This window comes from Microcoleus sp. T3_B1 (genome assembly GCF_036700445.1).
Taxonomy (GTDB): Bacteria; Cyanobacteriota; Cyanobacteriia; order Cyanobacteriales; family Microcoleaceae; genus Microcoleus.
The window spans coordinates 1-20,698 of sequence record NZ_JAUBOX010000036.1 but is presented as its reverse complement, the minus strand read 5'-3'; the positions used below and the strand labels follow the sequence as shown (position 1 = coordinate 20,698).

11 protein-coding genes are annotated in these 20,698 nt (G+C 43.7%); 8 read left to right on the top strand and 3 right to left on the bottom strand.

All coding sequences use genetic code 11. From position 1 onward, the window contains the following. Window positions 1-172: 172 nt before the first annotated feature. Entirely contained in the window at window positions 173-4,222 is a 4,050-nt protein-coding gene (locus QT990_RS19595) for a hypothetical protein (protein ID WP_333307928.1), read from the top strand. 334 nt (window positions 4,223-4,556) lie between these two features. Continuing rightward, on the top strand, window positions 4,557-5,117 hold the full coding sequence (locus QT990_RS19590) for a Uma2 family endonuclease (protein ID WP_333307930.1): 561 nt from the start codon (window positions 4,557-4,559) through the stop codon (window positions 5,115-5,117). 408 nt (window positions 5,118-5,525) lie between these two features. Here the strand turns inward: QT990_RS19590 and QT990_RS19585 are convergent, their stop codons facing one another. Continuing rightward, window positions 5,526-7,994, bottom strand: a complete 2,469-nt coding sequence (locus QT990_RS19585) for an ATP-dependent Clp protease ATP-binding subunit (protein ID WP_333307932.1) — start codon at window positions 7,992-7,994, stop codon at window positions 5,526-5,528. A gap of 444 nt (window positions 7,995-8,438) precedes the next feature. Between QT990_RS19585 and QT990_RS19580 the strand changes: the two genes are divergently transcribed. Beyond that, window positions 8,439-13,778 (top strand): AAA family ATPase, encoded by a 5,340-nt coding sequence (locus QT990_RS19580; protein WP_333465658.1) that lies wholly within the window; start codon window positions 8,439-8,441, stop codon window positions 13,776-13,778. Window positions 13,779-13,782: 4 nt separating this feature from the next. Here QT990_RS19580 and QT990_RS19575 read toward each other — a convergent pair whose 3' ends face one another. Next, entirely contained in the window at window positions 13,783-14,349 is a 567-nt protein-coding gene (locus QT990_RS19575) for a hypothetical protein (RefSeq protein ID WP_333146397.1), read from the bottom strand. Between the two features lie 122 nt (window positions 14,350-14,471). Here QT990_RS19575 and QT990_RS19570 point away from each other — a divergent pair, with 122 nt between their 5' ends. The 3 genes from QT990_RS19570 to QT990_RS19560 all read left to right on the top strand — a co-directional run bounded on the left by QT990_RS19570 (window position 14,472) and on the right by QT990_RS19560 (window position 17,419). Beyond that, window positions 14,472-15,485, top strand: coding sequence for a hypothetical protein (locus QT990_RS19570; RefSeq protein WP_333465657.1), 1,014 nt, complete (start codon window positions 14,472-14,474; stop codon window positions 15,483-15,485). A gap of 306 nt (window positions 15,486-15,791) precedes the next feature. Further along, entirely contained in the window at window positions 15,792-16,892 is a 1,101-nt protein-coding gene (locus QT990_RS19565) for a glycosyl transferase (protein ID WP_333146403.1), read from the top strand. Between the two features lie 110 nt (window positions 16,893-17,002). After that, window positions 17,003-17,419, top strand: a complete 417-nt coding sequence (locus QT990_RS19560; RefSeq protein WP_333102699.1) for a secondary thiamine-phosphate synthase enzyme YjbQ — start codon at window positions 17,003-17,005, stop codon at window positions 17,417-17,419. Here QT990_RS19560 and QT990_RS19555 read toward each other — a convergent pair. Next, complete coding sequence (locus tag QT990_RS19555; protein ID WP_333146405.1) at window positions 17,406-17,921, bottom strand: heme-binding protein; 516 nt, start codon at window positions 17,919-17,921, stop codon at window positions 17,406-17,408. The genes QT990_RS19560 and QT990_RS19555 overlap by 14 nt on opposite strands. Before the next feature lie 421 nt (window positions 17,922-18,342). On the opposite strand from QT990_RS19555, the gene QT990_RS19550 reads away from it, so the two are divergent. Both QT990_RS19550 and QT990_RS19545 read left to right on the top strand, forming a co-directional pair. After that, on the top strand, window positions 18,343-19,542 hold the full coding sequence (locus QT990_RS19550) for an EAL domain-containing response regulator (protein WP_333146407.1): 1,200 nt from the start codon (window positions 18,343-18,345) through the stop codon (window positions 19,540-19,542). A 53-nt stretch (window positions 19,543-19,595) separates the two neighbouring features. Continuing rightward, window positions 19,596-20,441 carry a prohibitin family protein gene (locus QT990_RS19545; RefSeq protein ID WP_333146409.1) on the top strand — a complete coding sequence of 282 codons (846 nt, stop codon included), beginning with the start codon at window positions 19,596-19,598 and terminating at the stop codon, window positions 20,439-20,441. The last annotated feature ends 257 nt before the right edge of the window (window positions 20,442-20,698 follow it).

Sequence of the window (20,698 nt, the reverse complement as noted above, 5' to 3'; positions counted from 1 at the left end):
ATGCACGCTGGTTTAGGCCCATCAGCGGTATTTTTTCACCGGTTGACACTGGTTGATACAGCTCTTTAGTTATAAATACTTATTGTGCCAATTGCGATGGCGGTATTTTGCCATATTCGCTCGACATTAATCTAGGCTATAGCTGGAAGGTACTTAGTACAAGTTTAAGCCAATGTCGTCTCCCAAAGATCGATCGAGCAAAATTGAATTGAGCGTCTTAGCGTCGCATCCTGAGTTGTTGACAGGTTTAGATGCGTGGCTGCGGCTAGGTTTACTTTCGCCCGCTGAGGTTGAGGAATTGTGCCGACAGTATTTAGTCTGCCCAATCAGAGAGCCCGCTGTAGATTTTTCTGAAATTGAAAACCCGATCGCTCCTATTGCCGAGCCAAAAGTACCTGCCTTATCAACGCAAAAAGCAGTACCTAGCAGCAGAGAAAGCGTTGCTAGGCCCACAGAAACTACTCAAACCCCTAATTTTATCGCTCAAATTTTGCACTCACTAATGGCAGAAATTAGCGTGGTGTGGCTGTTATTTTTAGGAGTGTTCATGGTAGTTGTCTCCTCTGGAGTCTTAGCTGCCAGTCAGTGGCAAAGATTTCCTGCCGCCGGACAATATGGAGTTTTGTTAGCTTATACTTTAACTTTTTGGGCGATTAGCAGTTGGGCAAACAGACAGCAGAATTTGCACTTGACTGCTCAAACTTTGCAAGAAGTGACGCTGTTGCTAGTGCCGATCAATTTTTGGGCGATGGATACTTTTGGATTGTGGCGGTATCCTTGGGATTGGGCGGTAGCAATCGCAGCGGCACTTATTTTGACTTGGATAACTGCCCGGATTATCAAATATCAATATCAAAGCTTTTCAGGAAAAAACATCACTCGCTCGATCGCCCTAAATCACTTGGGATTGAGTTATTTGCACTCTTGGTGGGCATTTGCAGGCTTTTCCCTTACTGCGGTTTATGTGGGTACAGTGGGGACTGCTGCTACTACAGTTTATCAAGTTCAGCAACAACGATTGCAATCTATCCAACGTGGGGGAAATACTGAAACATTCCCCGCTGCTTTCAGTTTGAGCAGAGATTTTCTGACTTACAAAAAAGCAGCTTTAGTAGCTTATTCGTTAGGAATTTTACTGAGTCGAGCGATATTTGTCAAGGATGTAAATATCGCTGAAATGGGTTTAGCTTTGGCGATTTGTGGCGTGCTTTTAGCATGGCTGGATTGGCAGCAACCCCGGCAATCTGGGACTATTGAAAACAATATATCCGACCAGCCAAATCCCAGCAACTTTTTTAAATGGCAATTAGCGGGAATGGGTTTGTTGGGTTTGGGATACCTGGTTTGTTTTCGCGACATTCCGCTACAGGCGATCGCAGTTAGCGGATTGGCTGTTTGGTTTTTTTATAACCGTTTAGTGCGGTTTTGGCAAGAGTTTGATTTGGTAATGCTGGAGGCGGTGGGACTTCAGAGTATTTGGCTGTTTTGGCGAGTGCTTCCTTTAGGGATTAAAACACAAGTTGCCGCATTTTTAACTCAGCTTACAAACTCTCAGGAAACTCCTTGGGCTTTTTGGGGTGTTCTGCTGTTGCCTTATTTAATTTTAATGGTAAGTGCAGCGCAGTGGCTCTACCGCAAGCGAAAGTTTCAACTTGCCAGTTTTGGCGAAAACCTTGCTCTCGCTTTGGGGAGTGCTTTAACTGTTATTAGTTTTGTCAATCCGTTTTGGCGATCGCTCAATTTATTAGTCTCTACTTTAATTTTAGGTTGGATCACTTGGAAATACGTAATTCCCGATAATTCCCGGCGAGTTTCGAGGCAGGCTTCTGCGGCTGAACAACCGGGAAATCCGGCAATTTTGGTTCCCCTAACTCACATTATGGGTTTAGGTGCGATCGCATCGGCAATTGACTTATTTTTCCCAAACCTGACACCAAATATTTGGTCTGCAATATTATTAATATTCATGGCGAGTGAATGGGTATTTTTTGTCGGTATGAAAGCGGCCAATTTCCGAGAAAGCTCTGCCTTTTTTCGCTGGCATCCTGCATGGTTCCAAAGTTCCTGGTATCTGGGCTTAGTATTAGCAGGATTTAGCTTTATCTTGTTGCAAAATTATGTGATTGCGGGTACTGCCACTTATCGCCCTCAGTGGAGGTTGCTCTGGCTGGCGACTCCTTTGGCTTTGACTACTGTTGCTAAATATACTGAGGTTCCTCACAAAAAAGTTGCCAGTACCTTTAGTACGATCGCCCTAATATTTGCCCAATTTCTAATTTTTATTTTTCCGGGATATCGGTTAATTGGTTTGGGGGTTGCCGCCGGATTAATGTTGGTCAATACTTACTATTTAGTCGAGATACCAGCGGCTGCGATTGGAGTGGGGTTTGGCTTGAGTTTCGTAGCTGCGGTGATCGATCAATTAGGTTTTGTGTCGGGTTGGGATTGGGGAATTGCCGGGGCGATCGCTCTTTTGTGTCTGTGGTTGCTTCGCAGCATGATTGTTCGTTTTTCCAGCCGTTTACCTGAGTCTTCTCAATTAGCTGAAATTTACGATCGAGCTTTAGATGGGTGGGCCATCTTACTCGCCGGCTTACTGTTAACAACTATTACTTTTTATTCCTATGAACTCTACGCAGCCAGTAGCTTGACTTTCCCGCCCTCTACTGAAGTTTTGGCTGCTATTTTGGTGATAATGGCTGCGATTATTTTCCGAAGTTTACGGCAACTTTCCCCTCTGGCAATTTATGCTTTGGCTTGGAGTTTGGAGTTATTGACAGCAGTGGGTTTGAGTTTTGTCGATCGCACTACGATTAATTTGGCAGTTGCTAATATTGCTCTCGGATTGTTTACGCAATTGTTGGGGGATTGGTGGCGGCGCCGCCACCGCGATCGAACAAATTTACCTAGCATTCATTTTATACCTTTGGTTTACGGCGTATTGGGTTTAACTTTCCGATCGCACAGTTTTGCGAATTGGACTGGTTTAACTGTGTTGGGTGCGTCTTTAATTGCGATCGGCATTGGTAGGCGGGAACCAGAATTCAAACCTTTGGTTTATTTGGGATTAATTGGCGTCTCCGTTGCTGCTTACGAATCGCTACTCTATAGACTTTTTCAAACACCAGGAGGAACTCTTGGAGATGGCTTAATTGTCCTGGCAACTCTCGGCACAACTTTAACATATATCTATCGCATTTTATCTCCTTGGCTCAGCAATTATTTACATTTAACTAATGCAGAGTTAAAAATATTTGCTCACCTGCACTGGGTTTTGAGCAGTTTGCTGCTGATTTGGGCTTCTGTGAATGATATTAAATCCGGCTTAACTTTAGGATTAGTCACTGGTGCTTTATTAGTTCAATATGCTTTCTTGCAAGGGCGAAATAATCTCGATCGCCAATGGGCAGAAATTTGGATTTACTTGGGCTGGGTAGAAGCCTTTGGCCTCCGGCTTTATTGGATCAATACGCCTTTAGTTAAGTATATTTCCGGGCCGCTGGGGCCTTGGAAAGTTGCCCTCGCTTCTCTATTTGCCTATTTCATTTACATTTTGCCTTGGGACAACTGGGGTTGGTCAAAAAAACCTTGGCAGGTAATTGCTTCGCTGATTCCAATAGTTACTATTTTGGAAAGTCCGGCTAAGTTTTATCCGATTAGCTTGCTGATAGCTGCTACCTTCTATTTTTTCCTGGCTTGGGAAAGGGAGGAAGCCCGTTTTACCTATGTGAGTGTGGCGATAATTGACTGGATAATGCTGCGGTGGTTCTGGCAAATAGGATTGACTCAGCCAGAGTTTTATGTTACTCCTTTAGGACTTTCTTTACTTTACATTGCTCAGTTCGATGGCACTCTCAAATTACCAGCAGAAAAACCGCTGCGCCACACTCTGCGAATGCTCGCCACTGCGCTGATTTGCGGGATGCCTCTTTTTACTCAGCAAAACCACGGTTTAGTTGCGGGGGCTTTTAGTTTGGCGGCTATTGCAGCGGGTTTGGCGCTGCGAGTTCGGGCGTTTTTGTTTGTGGGAACGGGAATTTTTTTAATCAATGTTTTCTATCAGTTGGTGGTTCTAATCTTCGATTATCCGCTGATTAAATGGGCAATGGGTTTGGCTTTTGGCATTGCGTTTATCTGGATTGCTGCTACTTTTGAAACGCGGCGCGATCGCATTTCTGCTGTCGTGCAGCATTGGGTTGTACAATTGCAATCGTGGGATTAAATTTTCCCTTAATCAACTTTTGTTGGGTGGTTAGGGTGGGTTTACCAAAACCCTAACCCTATGATTATTTGTTGATGAACTTTTGAAAAATCGCCCTTTTTTTTTGGGTAAAAAGCTTGACACTGTTAGCTTGACACTGTATTATTTAATAATGGAAATAGTGGCAATTTTAAAAATTAAGTTACTACTCCCATTATCTAAAATATACCTTAAAAGCAAACTAAGATCAATAGGTAAAAATTCCTTTTTTTGCGCCGCGATTTGAGATTGTGAAAGCAGCAAAGGCGATGAAACAGAAAAAGGGCAACTAAAAGGAGCGCCAAATAAATAAATTATGACAACTCAGTTTATGAAGCGCCTGTTCACAGTAAAAGAATATCATCAGATGATTGAATCTGGCATCTTGACAAAAGATGATAAAGTTGAATTGATTCGAGGAGAAATTGTTCAAATGGCCGCCGTCGGTAGAAGGCATACATCTCATGTCAAGCGTCTGACAGAGTTATTCTATATCTGCTTATTATCGAGAGTAACCATTGGAGTTCAAGATCCGGTAGAATTGGACGATCGCTCGGAACCTGAACCGGATATTTCTTTACTGCGGCGGCGCGATGATTTTTACGAATCGGGACATCCTCAGTCTGAGGATATTTTACTAATTGTGGAAGTAGCGGATGCAACCGCTGAAACTGACAGAATTATCAAAATTCCTCTTTATGCGGAAGACAATACTGTAGAAGTTTGGCTGGTAGATATTAACGAGCAATGTGTAGTAGTTTATCGCGAACCTTCTCCCTTGGGATATCAAAATATTCAAAGATTTCAGCGGGGTCAGGTTTTATCAATTCTAGCTTTTCCAGATGTAGAAATTGCTGTAGATAATGTGTTGGGATAACAGAGTCATAACTCATACCATTTTAGATTTTATAATTGGGAATGATATCGTTTCCGGTTGTATCTCATATCTTGCACCATTCTCAAGAACAGGCAAGATGCCTGTTCCACAAAAATTCAATGTTCTTGTGGAACAGGCATATGGCCTGTTCATAAATGGCTACTTGAGAAGGGTGCAAGATATCGGTTGTATCTGAATGATTTAACCGCAGAGGGCGCAGAGAACGCAGAGGGAGAGAATACAGAGAGGAATAATTCCGATGCTACCGAATTTGATATGACTGATTATATAAGGATTTGGAGCTTGCCTAAAGTTGCTTTTTTTAAACGGGTTTCATTTAATTAAAAACCCGGCTTCTCCGAGAAACCGGGTTTTTAATCAACAGTATTTATCCGTTTTTAGAGTGCATTAATGGCTTAATGCGAATTCGGGCAATTTCGGCTCAGATGAACCATCGGGTACTACCTTAACCTGACCGTTTTCATCCACATCAACGATCGCCTTTTGGCCGTCTTTCAGCTTCCCAGACAGCATTTCCTCAGCCAGTACATCTTCCAACAACCGCATGATTGCGCGGCGCAAAGGTCGAGCACCGTAGCTGGGATTGTAGCCTTCTGTAACTAACAAGTCCTTGAACCGGTCTGTCACCGACAAAGTAATACCCTGTTCGGTTAAGCGGCTGAAGACTTGCTGCAACATAATGTCCGCAATCTGCTTCACTTCTTCCCTGTTCAACTGGCGGAAGACGATAATCTCATCCAAGCGGTTGATAAATTCGGGACGGAAAAACTGTTTCAGTTCTTCGTTTACCAAGCTGCGTACGCGGTTGTACTGAACGTCTGTGGCACTGTCAGCAAACTCGAAACCGAGACCGCCGCCGCCTTTTTCAATTACTCGCGAACCGATGTTTGATGTCATGATCAGCAGTGTATTCTTAAAGTCTACTGTCCGACCTTTAGCATCAGTTAAGCGGCCGTCTTCCAAGATTTGCAGCATCATGTTGAAGACATCTGGGTGAGCTTTTTCGATTTCGTCGAACAAGATGACTGTGTAAGGACGGCGCCGGACTGCTTCTGTTAGTTGGCCACCTTCGTCGTAGCCGACGTAACCCGGAGGCGAACCGATGAGTTTGGAAACCGTGTGGCGTTCCATGAATTCGGACATATCTAACCGAATCATGGCTTCTTCGGAACCGAAGAAATATGTTGCTAGGGCTTTTGTAAGTTCCGTTTTGCCGACGCCTGTGGGGCCGGAAAAGATGAAACTGGCGATCGGGCGATTCGGATTTTTCAAGCCTACCCGCGCGCGGCGGATAGCCCTAGAAACTGCGCTGACAGCTTCTTCTTGACCGATCAAGCGCTGGTGCAGCGTGTCTTCCATGTGCAGCAGCAATTCCGATTCGGATTCTGTCAGCTTGCTGACTGGTACTCCCGTCCAATTAGCCACGATGTGGGCGATGTCTTCTTCGGTGACAATGGGAGAAGTTTTGAGTTGGCTTTTGTTGATCGTAGCTTCGGCGATTTCGGCTTCAATCTCTAATTCGCGATCGCGCAATTTTCCAGCTTTGTCGAAGTCTTGCTCGCGCACTGCTGTATCTTTTTCTTTTGTTACTGCAGGCAGTTGCTTTTTGAGTTCTTTAACTTCGGGCGGGGTTTGTGAATTCATCACGCGGACGCGGGAACCTGCTTCGTCAATTAAGTCGATCGCCTTGTCTGGCAAAAACCGATCGTTAATGTATCTGTCTGACAGTGTGGCCGCTGCTTCTAAAGCTGCGTCGGAAATTGTCAGTCTGTGATGCTGTTCGTAAGCCGATCGCAACCCGTACAATATTTCTATTGTTTCAGCCACGCTCGGTTCACCGACTTTGATCGGTTGGAAGCGCCGTTCTAAGGCAGCGTCGCGCTCGATGTGTTTGCGATATTCGTCCAAGGTAGTTGCGCCAACACACTGCAATTCGCCTCTAGCAAGGGCTGGTTTTAGCATATTGGAAGCGTCCATGCTACCTTGAATTGCGCCTGCACCGACTAAGGTGTGAATTTCATCGATTACCAGAATGATGTTGCCGGCAGCACGAATTTCGGCCATGATTTTCGTCAGCCGTTCTTCAAATTCGCCTCGGAACTTTGTACCAGCAATCAGCGAACCCATATCGAGGCTGATTACTTGTTTGTCTTCTAAAATTTCCGGGACGTTTCTATTAACAATCCGCTGGGCTAAGCCTTCGGCGAGGGCGGTTTTGCCGACTCCCGGTTCGCCGACTAACACTGGATTGTTCTTCGTGCGGCGGCCGAGCACTTGGATCACGCGCTCGATTTCATTTTCGCGGCCCACTACGGGATCGAGTTTGCCGGCTGCTGCTAACTTGGTGAGGTTTGTGCCGAATTCTTCTAAAGTCGGGATTTTGCGATCGCCGCTATCTCCTCTGCCTCCGGGTACCGCCGCGACTTCTCCCACGGCACGAATTACCTGGGTGCGGACTCTCTGGCGATCGATCCCCAAGTTTTGCAGCACCTTCGCCGCCACCCCTTCATCGTCCTGAATCAGCCCTAGCAGGATGTGTTCGGTGCCGATGTAATTGTGGCCTAACTGCCGCGCTTCGTTCAGCGCCGTCTCAAAAATGCGCTTGACGCGGGGCGTAAAAGGAATTTCTGGCGGGAGGAACCCGGAACCTCTACCGATGATATTTTCGATTTCATTGCGCGCCTCTTTCAAGTTGAGGCCCATATCCAGTAATACTTTTGCAGCGATGCCAGTGCCTTCGCCGACGAGTCCCAGGAGGATTTGCTCGGTGCCTACAAAATTGTGACCGAGGCGTCGCGCTTCCTCTTGGGCTAGCATGATTGCTTTAATGGCTTGTTCTGTAAAGCGTTCAAACATATTTTTTCTATCCTACTGTCTTGGCGAGGGCTGTATCGCTGCTGGTGAGGAGCGATTTGGAACACTACACAAATTATAGATGTAAATTTTTGTGTATTTCCTTCTTTAACAATGTATCTTGCTAAGGAGGTAGGGACAGTGGGGAGACCCGAATAGTAGGGGTGTGGTTGCCGTCCGCTGTCGATCGGATATTAATTGAGAATAATAGTAGCAAAATGGCTTGATTGCATGAATAATATCATTGTTATGTATAAATCATATTCTTGTTCCAGTAAATTAAGCTTGATTTTTGTTTGCCTAAGTACATGGTTGAATGAAGCATATAACAGTTGCCATGTCAAGACTTTTGACGGTTGAGGGTGGTAGTGCCGTCAGCCAACAGCCCACAGTCAACAGCGAACACAGACTAGAATCACATATATTTTCAACTCTCTGCAGAACTCCATGCAATTTCTCTCGCAATACCAAATCCACTCCACTCTCCACGAAGGTATCGAAACAATTATTTATCGAGGAAAAATCCCCACCCACCAGGATACAACCGTACTCAAAATCCTGAAAGCTGAATATCCCACCCTTGATGCAATTACCCGGATCAAGCATGAGTATCGCATTCGCCAACATTTAGACCATCCGGGCCTAGTTAAAGTCCTTAGCCTAGAAACCTTTGACAACCGTCTCGGCTTGCTTTTAGAAGACTTTGAGGGCGAATCTCTCGATCGCCTCCTGTCGAGACAAAAGCTCGAAGTCATCACCTGTTTGACGTTTGGCATCCAACTCATAAAAGCCTTAGAATATCTGCACCTTCAAAAAATTATTCACAAAGATATTAAGCCAAGCAATATCATCATACACAGCGCAACAGGAATTATTAAACTGACAGATTTCGGGATTGCTTCACGCTTGTCCAAAGAAAATCCCCAAATAAATAATATTAACTCTATAGTCGGTACTTTTGCTTATATGTCTCCCGAACAAACCGGGAGAATGAACCGCACCCTCGACTACCGCACCGACTTTTATTCTCTAGGAATCACTTTATATGAAATGCTGACAGGTCAATTGCCATTTATGAGCAACGACCCTTTAGAAATAGTTTACAGTCACATCGCTTCTCAAGCAATTTTGCCGGAGCAAATTAATTCCGACATTCCACCAGCAATTTCACAAATTGTGATGAAGTTAATGGCTAAAAATGCCGAAAATAGATATCAAACAGCCGGCGGCTTGTTAGCCGATTTAGAAATGTGTTTATATCAGTTAGAAACTACAGGGAAGATAGTCGATTTTACGCCAGGAAACTTAGATATATTGAGTCAGTTGTTGATTCCTCAAAAATTGTACGGGCGGGAAACACAAGTCAGCGAACTATTGGCAGCATTTGAACGTGTAGCTAATCCTTGCGACGAAGATTCTTCCCCTTCCCAAATTGAAGTGATTCTAGTTTCTGGTTATGCAGGTATAGGGAAATCGGCCGTAGTTAGCGAAATTCAAAAACCCATCACCAGACAGCGGGGTTATTTTATTTCAGGTAAATTTGACCAATTCCAGCGGAATATACCTTACGCATCTTTAATTCAAGCTTTTCAATCTTTGATCCAGCAGTTACTTACGGAAAATATCAAAAAATTACAAGATTGGCAAGATAAACTTTTAGCCGCACTAGGCGATGCCGGACAAGTAATTATTGACGTGATTCCCGAACTAGAATTGGTAATTGGCAAACAGCCTGCGGTTGCGGAACTTCCCCCCACAGAAGCACAAAACCGCTTTAACAGGCTATTCAAAGAATTTATCCACGTATTCGCGCGAAAAGAGCATCCCTTAGTCATATTTATCGATGACTTGCAGTGGTCAGATTCAGCGACATTGAAATTAATGGAATTGCTGGCGACTGACCCAGATAGCAAATATTTACTATTAATTGGAGCCTATCGAGACCATGAAGTTAGCTCTACACATCCTTTAATGCAAACAGTAGAGTACCTTCAAGAAACGGGGATTATTCTCAACAATTTAGTTCTGGAACCTCTTTCTTTAGCCCAGGTGACTGAGTTGATTTCTGAGACATTGAATGACTCAGAAAGAATTCAACCTTTAGCGGAGTTAATTTGGAATAAGAGTGGTGGCAATCCTTTTTTCTTGACGCAATTGCTCAACACTCTTTATCAAGAAAAACTTTTGAGATTTGACTTTACCGGGCTGCTGTCTCCCGGAATAAAAGGGCAGTGGCAGTGGAACATTGAGGATATTCACGCTATTGGCATCATAGATAAGAGTGTAGTTGAACTGGTAGCCAGTCGGATTCAACAGTTGCCAGAGACTACACAACAAGTTTTGAAATTGGCGGCTTGTGTTGGGGACAAATTCACTTTAGATGTTCTATCTACTGTCAACGAAAAATCTCCGTCAGTCACTGCGACTGAACTCTGGGATGCTTTGCAAGCGGGGTTAATACTTCCATTGAATGAGAGTTACCTCATTCCTTTATTTTTAGATGGAGAAGCCGGAGTTAATTTAACTTTCGATTCTTCGCGAATCAGCTATAATTTTTTGCACGATCGCGTCCAGCAAGCTGCATATTCGCTGATTCCTGATGATGAAAAGAAAGCCACTCATCTTAGCATCGGTAAATTGCTGTTTAAAAATACGCCCGCCGATAAAGTAGAAGAGAGAATTTTTGATATTATCAACCAGTTGAATGTAGGAATTGATTGTCTCACCAGGCAATCAGAAAAAGATGAATTAGCCGAATTAAATTTAATTGCTGGACATAAGGCAAAAGCAGCTAACGCTTATGAACCCGCTGTTAAGTATTTGAATGTGGGAATTTCCTTATTAGCACCGGATAGCTGGGAACGCCACTATAGCATGACGCTGCGGCTGTATGTAGAGACGCTGGAAGCGGAATATTTAAACACTAACTTCCAGCAAGCAGAAAATTTGGCAGAAGTGGTTTTGCGATCGGCTAAAAACCAGCTTGACATAGTGAAAGTGTATCAGCTAAAAATCATATTTTATCAGGCTCAAAGCCAGATGCTACAAGCTGTTGAAACTGGTCTAGAAGTGCTGAAAATGCTGGGAATAAACCTCTTAGACAGCCCAACTATTGCAGTGCCAAAATTGCCGCGAATTGAGGAATTAGAGAACCTGCCAGTTATGACAGATCCTTATCAACTGGCAGCTATGGAAATCCTGACAGCCCTCTATCCTCCTGCTTATATTGCCAAACCAGAAATTGTCTCCTCCCTCGTCTTGACTATGGTCAATCTTTGTATCGATCGCGGTCATTCAGCATTAGCTACTTTTCCCTATACTCTTTATGGAATGATGCTGTGCGGCGTCGAAGGCGACATCGAAGCTGGCTACTACGCTGGATTAATCGCTTTAAAGCTGCTAGAACAATTTAATGCTAGCCAACAAAAAGCTAAGGTTTATGTAATATTTAATGCTCATATAAGAATCTGGAAAGAGTCTACTAAAAATACACTTACTTCCTTTATAGAAGGAATGAAAGTTGGTGTCGAGACTGGGGATTTAGAATGGGCAGTTTATAATTCTATGCACTATATTACCAATTTATTTTTGGTGGGAGAACCGCTAGAGTCGGTCAAAGAAAAGCAAACCTTTTATATGGACTTTCTGCTAAAAAATAGACACGAATTTGCCATAGGTTATGCTAAAATTTGGCAAGTAATTGCTTCAAGCTTAAGAAGCAAAACATCAGAGCAAGTACGGTTAGTTAGCGACAGGTTGGATGAACCTGCTGTGATGTCGCGTTGGCACAAAGAAAATAATCGAATGTCGCTGTTTGCAGCTTATGTTGCTAAATTGATGCTGCTTTATTTACTTAAAGATTATGCTGGGGCTGTTGCCAGCGGTAAATTAGCGGCAGAATACGCAGATGGGGCGATCGGCTTAATCACTGTTGGGGTACACAATTTCTACTATTCGCTGGCCCTCCTGGCTAACTATCCTGACAGTGACAATCAAGAAGCAGACTTAGCTATTGTTAACTATAATCAGCAAATCATGAAAAAGTGGGCCTACCATGCACCCATGAATTATCAGCACAAGTACGACTTAGTTGAAGCTGAGAAAGCTAGAATTTTTAGCGATAAACTTGCAGCAATGGATTATTATGACTTCGCTATTAAAGGAGCTGCTGCTAACGGTTACATCCAAGAAGAAGCATTAGCATATGAATTAGCTGGAGAGTTTTATCAATCTTTGGATAAAGAGATAATTTCTCGCTCTTATCTGACCAAAGCTTATTATGCCTACATCCGCTGGGGAGCTATAGCAAAAGTTAAATACTTAGAATCCCGTTATCATTATTTAGTCGATCGCAATCAAGGAGCAATATCTAAAAATGTTGATCTCATGACTGCTACCACTACTGTTGACAATAGCTTGATGCTGGATTTACCAACAGTTGTCAAAGCATCTCAAGCTGTTTCGAGCGAAATTATCCTCAGCCGTTTGCTAGAGAAACTCGTACAGCTTGTGAAGGAAAACGCAGGCGCTCAAAAAGTATTATTTCTTGCCAAGACAGGTAATCAATTATTCATAGAAGCTGGAGTTACAGGTGAGTTAAATGATGTAACTCTGTTACAATCTATCCCGATTGCCGAATCCGAGATTCTGCCCATTTCCTTAATTAACTATGTAGAAAGAACCCAACAATACTTGGTTTTAGACGATGCTACCCGATCCGATCAATTCCAATTTGACCCGTATATTGCCACCAATAAACCCCTATCTATCCTGGTATTGCCGATTATCCATCAAGGCAACCTTACGGGAATTTTTTATTTAGAAAATAATTTAACAAAAGGTGCTTTTACTAGCGACAGGCTAGAAATTTTGGGAATATTGTCTGCACAAGCAGCTATTTCTCTAGAAAATGCCCGTTTTTATACTATTCTGGAAACGCGAGTAGCGCAAAGAACTGAGAAATTGCAAACTGCATTGGAAGAACTCCGCCACACTCAATTGCAGCTAATTCAAAGTGAAAAAATGTCCAGTTTAGGGCAAGTCGTCGGGGGAATTGCTCACGAAATTAATAACCCGATTAATTTTATTTATGGAAATTTACATTACACCAATGAATACGCTGAAAACTTACTATATTTACTACGTTTATACCAAAATCATTACCCAAATCCCGTGCAAGAAATAGTCAATGAAACAGAGCAAATAGATTTAGATTTTTTGATGACTGATTTCACTAAAATGATAGATTCAATGAGAGTTGGTGCTGCGAGAGTTCGCGATATCGTGCTGTCGCTGCGAAACTTTTCTCGGCTAGATGAATCAGATAGAAAATGGGTTAATCTCCACGAAGGTATCGACAGCACGTTGATGATTTTGGATCACAAATTAATTGATATTCAAGTGCTCAAGGAGTACGGCAATTTGCCTTTAGTGAACTGCTATCCGGGAGAAATTAATCAGGTTTTTATGAATGTACTGACTAATGCTATTGATGCTTTGTCTCGCGAAAAAAGAGGGAGGGAAGTTGACTCGACAATTCAGATTTGCACTGAAGTCGCCGAAGGAAATCAAGTAGCAATTCGCATTGTAGATAATGGTGTGGGGATGAGTTCGGAGGTATTGGGTAAAATATTTGACCCGTTTTTTACTACTAAAGAGGTAGGTAAGGGGACGGGTTTGGGATTGTCTATCAGTTATCAAATTGTGGTAGAACAACATGGAGGAAAGCTAATTTGCAAGTCGGAACCCGGAGAGGGAAGCGAGGTTAGTATTTTCCTTCCGTATTGATGAATTAAAGCCATCGTGAAAGCAACTGTTCAACTACTTTCACAAAGCCGATCGCAATTTGAATCAACGGCCAACCCACAAAACAAATTAACACCGCCCAGCGAGTTTGAATATCCAAACCTTGGCGAACCGCCACAATTACAGCTAGCAAACTCCACACAGCTAATATCCGCTCAATTCCTTCTCCCAGCAAGGGAATTAGCGTTAAAAAATTCAGCACTTGTGGCGCGTAAGCAAAGCCGATCGGAACCAACAACTCCCCATAAGTTACGTGCCCCTGCTTCAGCCACTCTCCGATTTTAAAGATAGTGAAAGTCCAAAAATAATAACCCCCCGCGATTGCCAAACCATCTATCCAAAGTGCTAAAAATAACACTGATAGCTCAGTTCGATTGATTAACAAAATGACAGCGCTGCCCAACACGCGGGACAGCGCAGCTAAAATTACAATTGTTAAAGCTATCCGCTTAGTTCTGCGAGTGTAGGGAGTTTTTTCGTAAAAATTGCCATTCAAAGAAAGTGCGTTCCAAAGGGTTGCCCCCAAGCCTGCAATTGAATCTTCTCCCTTCACGTTGAACTCCTGCTCCTCAAGATAGTTGACAACTTTTACAAAATAAGCTCTAATACAGCAGAATCACCGAACTATTTCTAGATAATTAGGTAATTAATTGGCATTCTACCAGATTTTATTAAATGCTAAGATTGATTTTACGGATACTTGCATGGCTGCGCGGGGGAAGTTTAAATTTGTTGATCATCGCAGGTGTAATCCTGTTAGTTTGGGGCATTCTTTCGCCGGTGGGAACTGTTATATGGTGGCTGAATCAAAGTGCCGAAACGTTTGGTATCAAGAAAAATCCGCCGGAGATATTGCCCTCAAACAAGGGCAATTTAGAAGCCCGCAAGTCTTCGCAGATCAATTGTTATATCATCTTTTTACCGGGAGTTGGCGATTTTTCGGGGGATGAATTAACCCCTGGTGAAGAGTTTTTTCTCAAGCGTTTAGTTAAAAGTCACCCGCAGTGCGTAGCAGTGGGCGATGTTTTTCCTTATTCAGCGTCTAACAAAAGTTTAGGAGGAGAGCGGTGGCTAGCTCCTTTTTGGCGGTTTGCAGAACAGGCAAAAAGCGGGCCGATTGCGGGGGATATATTCATCAAAATTCGCAATCTCTGGAGGTTTGCAATTTCTCTAGATTATCGCTACGGATTTGCATACAATCAGGGAATGGCTAAGGCAATTATAGAGCGCATGAATGCTCAATCTCCCATTTCAGTTAATCCTCAAAAGCCTTTGAAAGTTATTTTAATTGGCACTAGCGGCGGCGCACAAGTTGCTTTGGGTGCTACTCGCTATCTTAAAGAATGGCTGAAGGCAGAAATTACGGTTGTTTCGGTTGGGGGCGTCTTTTCGGGAGAAAATGGTTTTGCAGAGGCCGATCGCATTTTCCACTTTCGCGGCACCCGCGATTCAATTGAGGATATTGGCGGCATAGTTTTTCCGAGTCGCTGGTACTGGTACGCGACTTCTCCTTTCAACCAAGCTCGTTTGCAAGGCCGCTATGCAGCAGCTTTGAGCGGCCCTCACAAGCACGACGGCGATGAGGGATATTTTGGGGAAAATCTGGCGGCAGACGGTAAAAAGTATGTAGATATAACGCTGGACAAGATTAATCAATTACCTGTTTGGTCTGAGGGTGCGCGCGATTGATGAGTTCTTGTATATTGGATAGTCATTAGTTATTAATTTTGTCATTGTTCGTTCTGCGTCCCTTGAAACGGGAGCATCTCATATTTGCAAAAACACTTCTTTCTTCTTCCTTCTGACTCTTTTCTCCTGGCTCCTGACTCCTGACTCCTAATTCCAATTTCGAGCTTTGCTGCTTTCATTGAGATGCTCCCGCTTGAAACTTGGCCTTGTTTCATTCCAGTCTCTACCTCCAATTCCAATTCCCTGTTTGGCCGATCCCCGATGCCCAATTCCCAATTCCCAATTCCCAATTCCCCCCTATTATTAATGTCTCGACCAACATTATATATTGCCATCACAAATCACGGATTCGGGCACGCTGTCCGAGTCTCCTCCGTAGCTGCAAAAATTCAAGAATTAAATCCAGATATCTTACTAATTATCACAACAACAGCACCTCGCTGGCTGCTAGAATCTTATATTACGGGCGACTTTATCCACCGTCCCCGCGCTTTTGATGTGGGTGTGGTACAAGCTGACAGTTTGAATATGGATAAAGATGCGACGCTGGAAAAATTGCGGGAAATTCGGAAAAAGCAAAATTCCCTAATTGCCAGCGAAGTTACTTTTATCAAGCAAAATCGGGTAGGTTTGGTGCTGGCAGATATTCCTCCTTTGGCAACGCGAATGGCGGCAGCGGCTGGGGTTCCCTGCTGGATGATGAGCAATTTTGGGTGGGATTTTATCTATCGCGATTGGGGCGGGGAATTTGTAGAAATGGCAGATTGGATTGGTGAATGTTTCGGAATGTGCGATCGACTTTTTCGTCTTCCTTTGCACGAACCGATGCCAGCTTTCCCAAATATTCAAGATGTGGGCTTGACTGGCGGCAATCCTCGCTACAGTAACGAAAAAATTCGGGAAGTATTCGGCATCGAAACACCGCTGGAAAAAACTGTATTGTTGACTTTCGGCGGATTGGGTTTAGAGGAAATTCCTTATCAAAATTTACAGCAATTTAGCGACTGGCAATTTATTACTTTTGATGCTGGATCTCCCGATTTGCCGAATTTGATTAAAGTCAAAAATCAGGAGTTTGCAAAATCTTTCCCGATTTTACCGCGTCCGGTTGATATTATGCCTGTCTGCGGGCGCTTAGTTTCTAAACCGGGATACAGCACTTTTGCGGAAGCTTTGCGTTTGGAAATACCTGTTGTTTCTATAAGGAGAGAAGGTTTTGCAGAAGCTGCGGTGTTGCTGGAAGGGATTCAAAATTATGCGGAACATCAAATTTTGACGGCGACGGAGTTTTTTGAGGGGGATTGGGAGTTTTTGCGACAACCGCTGCATCCGCCCTGTTTGTCGGATAAATTGGATAAAAATGGTACGGAGGCGATCGCCCAAGCTGTTGTAGACTATTTTTCATAAGTGCGATTAGAAATCGATCTTATACAAACAAAGTCTACCTCCGCCAACAGAAGAGTTTGGCATCAGTCTCATCCAAAATCTAAAATCTAAAATCTACAATCTAGAATCGAATGAATCACTATCAACAGATACTCAAGATTCAAACTACCGGGAAATCTCTGTCCAAAATCACTCCTAAGATAGAAGATGCGGTGGCGACTTCAGGTATTAAAACAGGACTTTGTAGCTTATTTTTGCGCCACACTTCTGCTAGTTTGGTGATTCAAGAAAATGCTGACCCGGATGTACTTAAGGATTTGGCTAACTTTTTAGCTAAACTGGTACCGGAGGACGATCGCTACATTCACGATGCCGAAGGCCCAGACGATATGCCGGCGCACATTCGCACGGCGCTGACTCATACTTCTGAACAAATCCCGATCGATCGCGGCAGGTTGCTGTTAGGAACTTGGCAGGGAATTTACCTGTGGGAACACCGCCAGCGGGGTCACATTCGCGAATTAGTTGTTCACGTCAGCGGCACTTGATCGGAATTTGTACCTCGCTGATTTTAGTTGCTTCCGGCGTCATCGGGGAATTGTAAAAAAAGCGACGCGGCGGCCCAACTATTTCATATTCAGGATGTTCTTGAAGCCAATCTTTGAGTTTCTGGAGATTATTTTCGTAGCTTTCCCAAGTGTAGGCCCCGCGCACGCCGATGCTGACAACCGTCATCGGCGAAGTATCCGTGATTTCTACAGCGGAGTTAACGCTGCTGGGGGCGATATTTGGTGTGGGATAGAGGAACGAAACTTCAGCTTGGGGAACCGCATCGATTTGCCCGGAAGTTTCGGTGTAGCGCGCTTCTACTGGCGTTGTCATCGCAATTTGGTTGTTGCTGATGTGTTGAAATAAGGGATTGAAGGCGATGCCAGTTGCTTGTCGCAAATCGCCCGCGTGGGTGTAGGTGACAGCGCGGTACTGAGGATATTGCTTAACTTCTATCACCCCAATCTGTGCGGGTTCAGGGAATCCAGTAGGTAATACCATTTGAGATTTAAAAGTTGAGATTTTACATTCAAGAAGGGGGAAAGACTGACTATGCAAGGGTTTGGAACTTGCTTGCAGTTGCATGATTTTTGGCAACTGCTATAAATAGGCTGAGATTGTTTGCAGACAATCGTTCAGGCGGCACAATTAGTTTAGCAGTTATTTAAGGCGCTGCTAACTGTCGATCGCCTAGAATTAGTTGAGAGATTATCAATTAACCTCGTAATAATACGGACGGCACTGAGTAAGCACAGAAACATTAATCTAGTTGTGCTTGAAAAATTAGCGTTTTTCAGGTGTTTGCTATTTGTGTCGGAAAATATTCCGCTGTTTGGTCGATCGAGCTGTGCGTTCTCAGTTATTGGGACGCTTATCGCGTTCAGTAACGCCTATCAATTATACCGCTTTCAGGGAATGACGTATGAAAAAGATTCTAGTGATTGAGGACGAGCAAGTAATTCGCGAGAATATTCTCAAACTCCTCAAAGCTGAAGGTTTCGACGTGACGGGTGCAGAAAATGGATCGCAAGGTTTATATGCGGCGGTGTCAAATGTTCCCGACGTGATTATTTGCGACGTGATGATGCCAGAACTTGACGGGTATGGGGTGCTGGTGGCCTTGCGATCTAATCCTGTTACTGCTACAGTACCTTTTGTTTTTCTGACCGGTAAAGCCGATCGCTGTGAAATGCGGCAAGGTATGGAATTGGGAGCAGATGATTACCTGACTAAACCTTTTACTAAAGCTGAACTTGTGGGAGCGATATCGAGCCGCTTGAAAAAACAAGAAGCTGTCGCCGAACAGTACAATACTTTGCGATCGCAAAGCAGCGAATTGATCCAAGATGCCGACAAATTAGATCGGATAAAAACAAGTTTGTGCGACGCACTGGAACGAGAAGAATTCCAAGTTTATTATCAGCCGCAGGTCAATGTCCACACTGGTAAAATTATCAGCGCAGAAGCTTTAGTGCGCTGGCTGCATCCAGAAAAAGGGCTGATTTCGCCCGCAGAATTTATTCCCCAGGCCGAAGCAACTGGCTTCATTGTACAGTTAGGCGAGTGGGTTTTGCAGACAGCTTGCAGGCAAATGCAAGTTTGGCAAAATGCTGGTTTCCCGCTCCGAATAGCGGTAAATCTGTCGCCACGCCAATTTCACCAACCGGATCTCAGCAGCAGAGTTGCCCACATTTTAGCAGAGACTGGTTTGCAAGCGAGCAGTTTAGAATTAGAGCTGACAGAAAGTTTGATGGTAGAAGATGCGGAAAGTGCGATCGCGACTTTGCAACATTTGAAAAATTTGGGAGTTTGTATATCTCTTGACGATTTCGGAACTGGGTATTCTTCTTTAAGCTATCTGACGCAATACCCCTTCGATACTTTAAAAATAGACCGCTGTTTTATCAGCAATATCACCGATGGTTGCACAAATGCAGCGATTGTCAAAGCTATTATTGAAATGGCGCACAGTCTCTGTCTTGAGGTAATTGCCGAAGGAGTTGAAACAGAAGCCGAAAAAGATTTTCTCTGGCGCTATAAGTGCGATATAATGCAAGGATATTTGTTCAGTCCTCCTTTGGCGGCAGCGGATTTTGAACAGTTGTTGATGGCAGGAAAATAGAAGATTGGTTAAATCAATATTGGTCATTGAATTAAGTGCGATCGGGGTGGAATATGGTTTTAGAATCCAGCAGTAACGTTGACTCACTCAAATCCAGCAATAAAAAAAATAAAGAGTTTTACCTAGCTGTTCAACTAGCTATAGTAATAGTATTTCTAGCTATTTTGTCCAAATTTTTTATCATAGTCAACGCTGGAGAACGGGGCGTGCTGATGCAGTTTGGCAAAGTGCAAGAACAGGTACTAGGAGAAGGAATTCACGTAATAGTTCCCACAGTTTATACTGTAAAAAAGTTGAGCGTCAGGGTACAAAAACAGGAAAGTTCCGCTGAAGCTTCCTCAAAAGATTTGCAAGATGTTTTCACGGATGTAGCGCTCAATTGGCACATTATCCCAGAAGAAGCAAATGCTATTTTTCAACAAATAGGTGACGAAAAAGAAGTCGTGGCTCGCATTATCGATCCGGCAGTTGAAGAAGTATTAAAAGCAGTTATGGCCAAATACACGGCTGAAGAAATAATTACTAAACGGGGAGAAGTTAAAGCCGCAGTTGATGATTCTTTGACCTTGAGGCTGGTTACATATCACATTGCAGTAGACGATATTTCTTTAGTACACGTTCACTTTTCTGAGCGGTTTAGCGAGGCGGTGGAGGCGAAACAAATTGCCGAACAGGAGGCAAAAAGAGGGGAGTTTTTAGCGCTGAAGGCAGTAAAACAGGCCGAGGCTAAGGTGAATTTAGCCAAGGGAGAAGCCGAAGTGCAAAGGTTGCTGCGGGACAATTTGACTCCCGAACTTTTGGAAAGGCAGGCTATAGAAAAATGGGATGGGAAATTGCCGCTGATTGTTGGTGATGGGGGGAAAAATTTATTGGACTTGAGGAAATTGGTTGAGAGATAACAGCCCTGGACGCATCAGCCCAAAGAAACCGGGTTTTTTACCTAATCTGTGACCTACAACGAAGGATTTTCGGAAAAAAACCCGGTTTCTGACTATCGGTGCACAAGTCCCGTACAAAAATACAGGGAATTTAGCTTTTTATGTCGGTAAAAAACCCGGTTTCTTGAGTATTGGTGCGTAATACCAATTTTTTATGAGGTTGCATAGAATCCGATCCCCCCTAGCCAAGAGGGCGGGCACGGGGAGTAGGGGTCGCA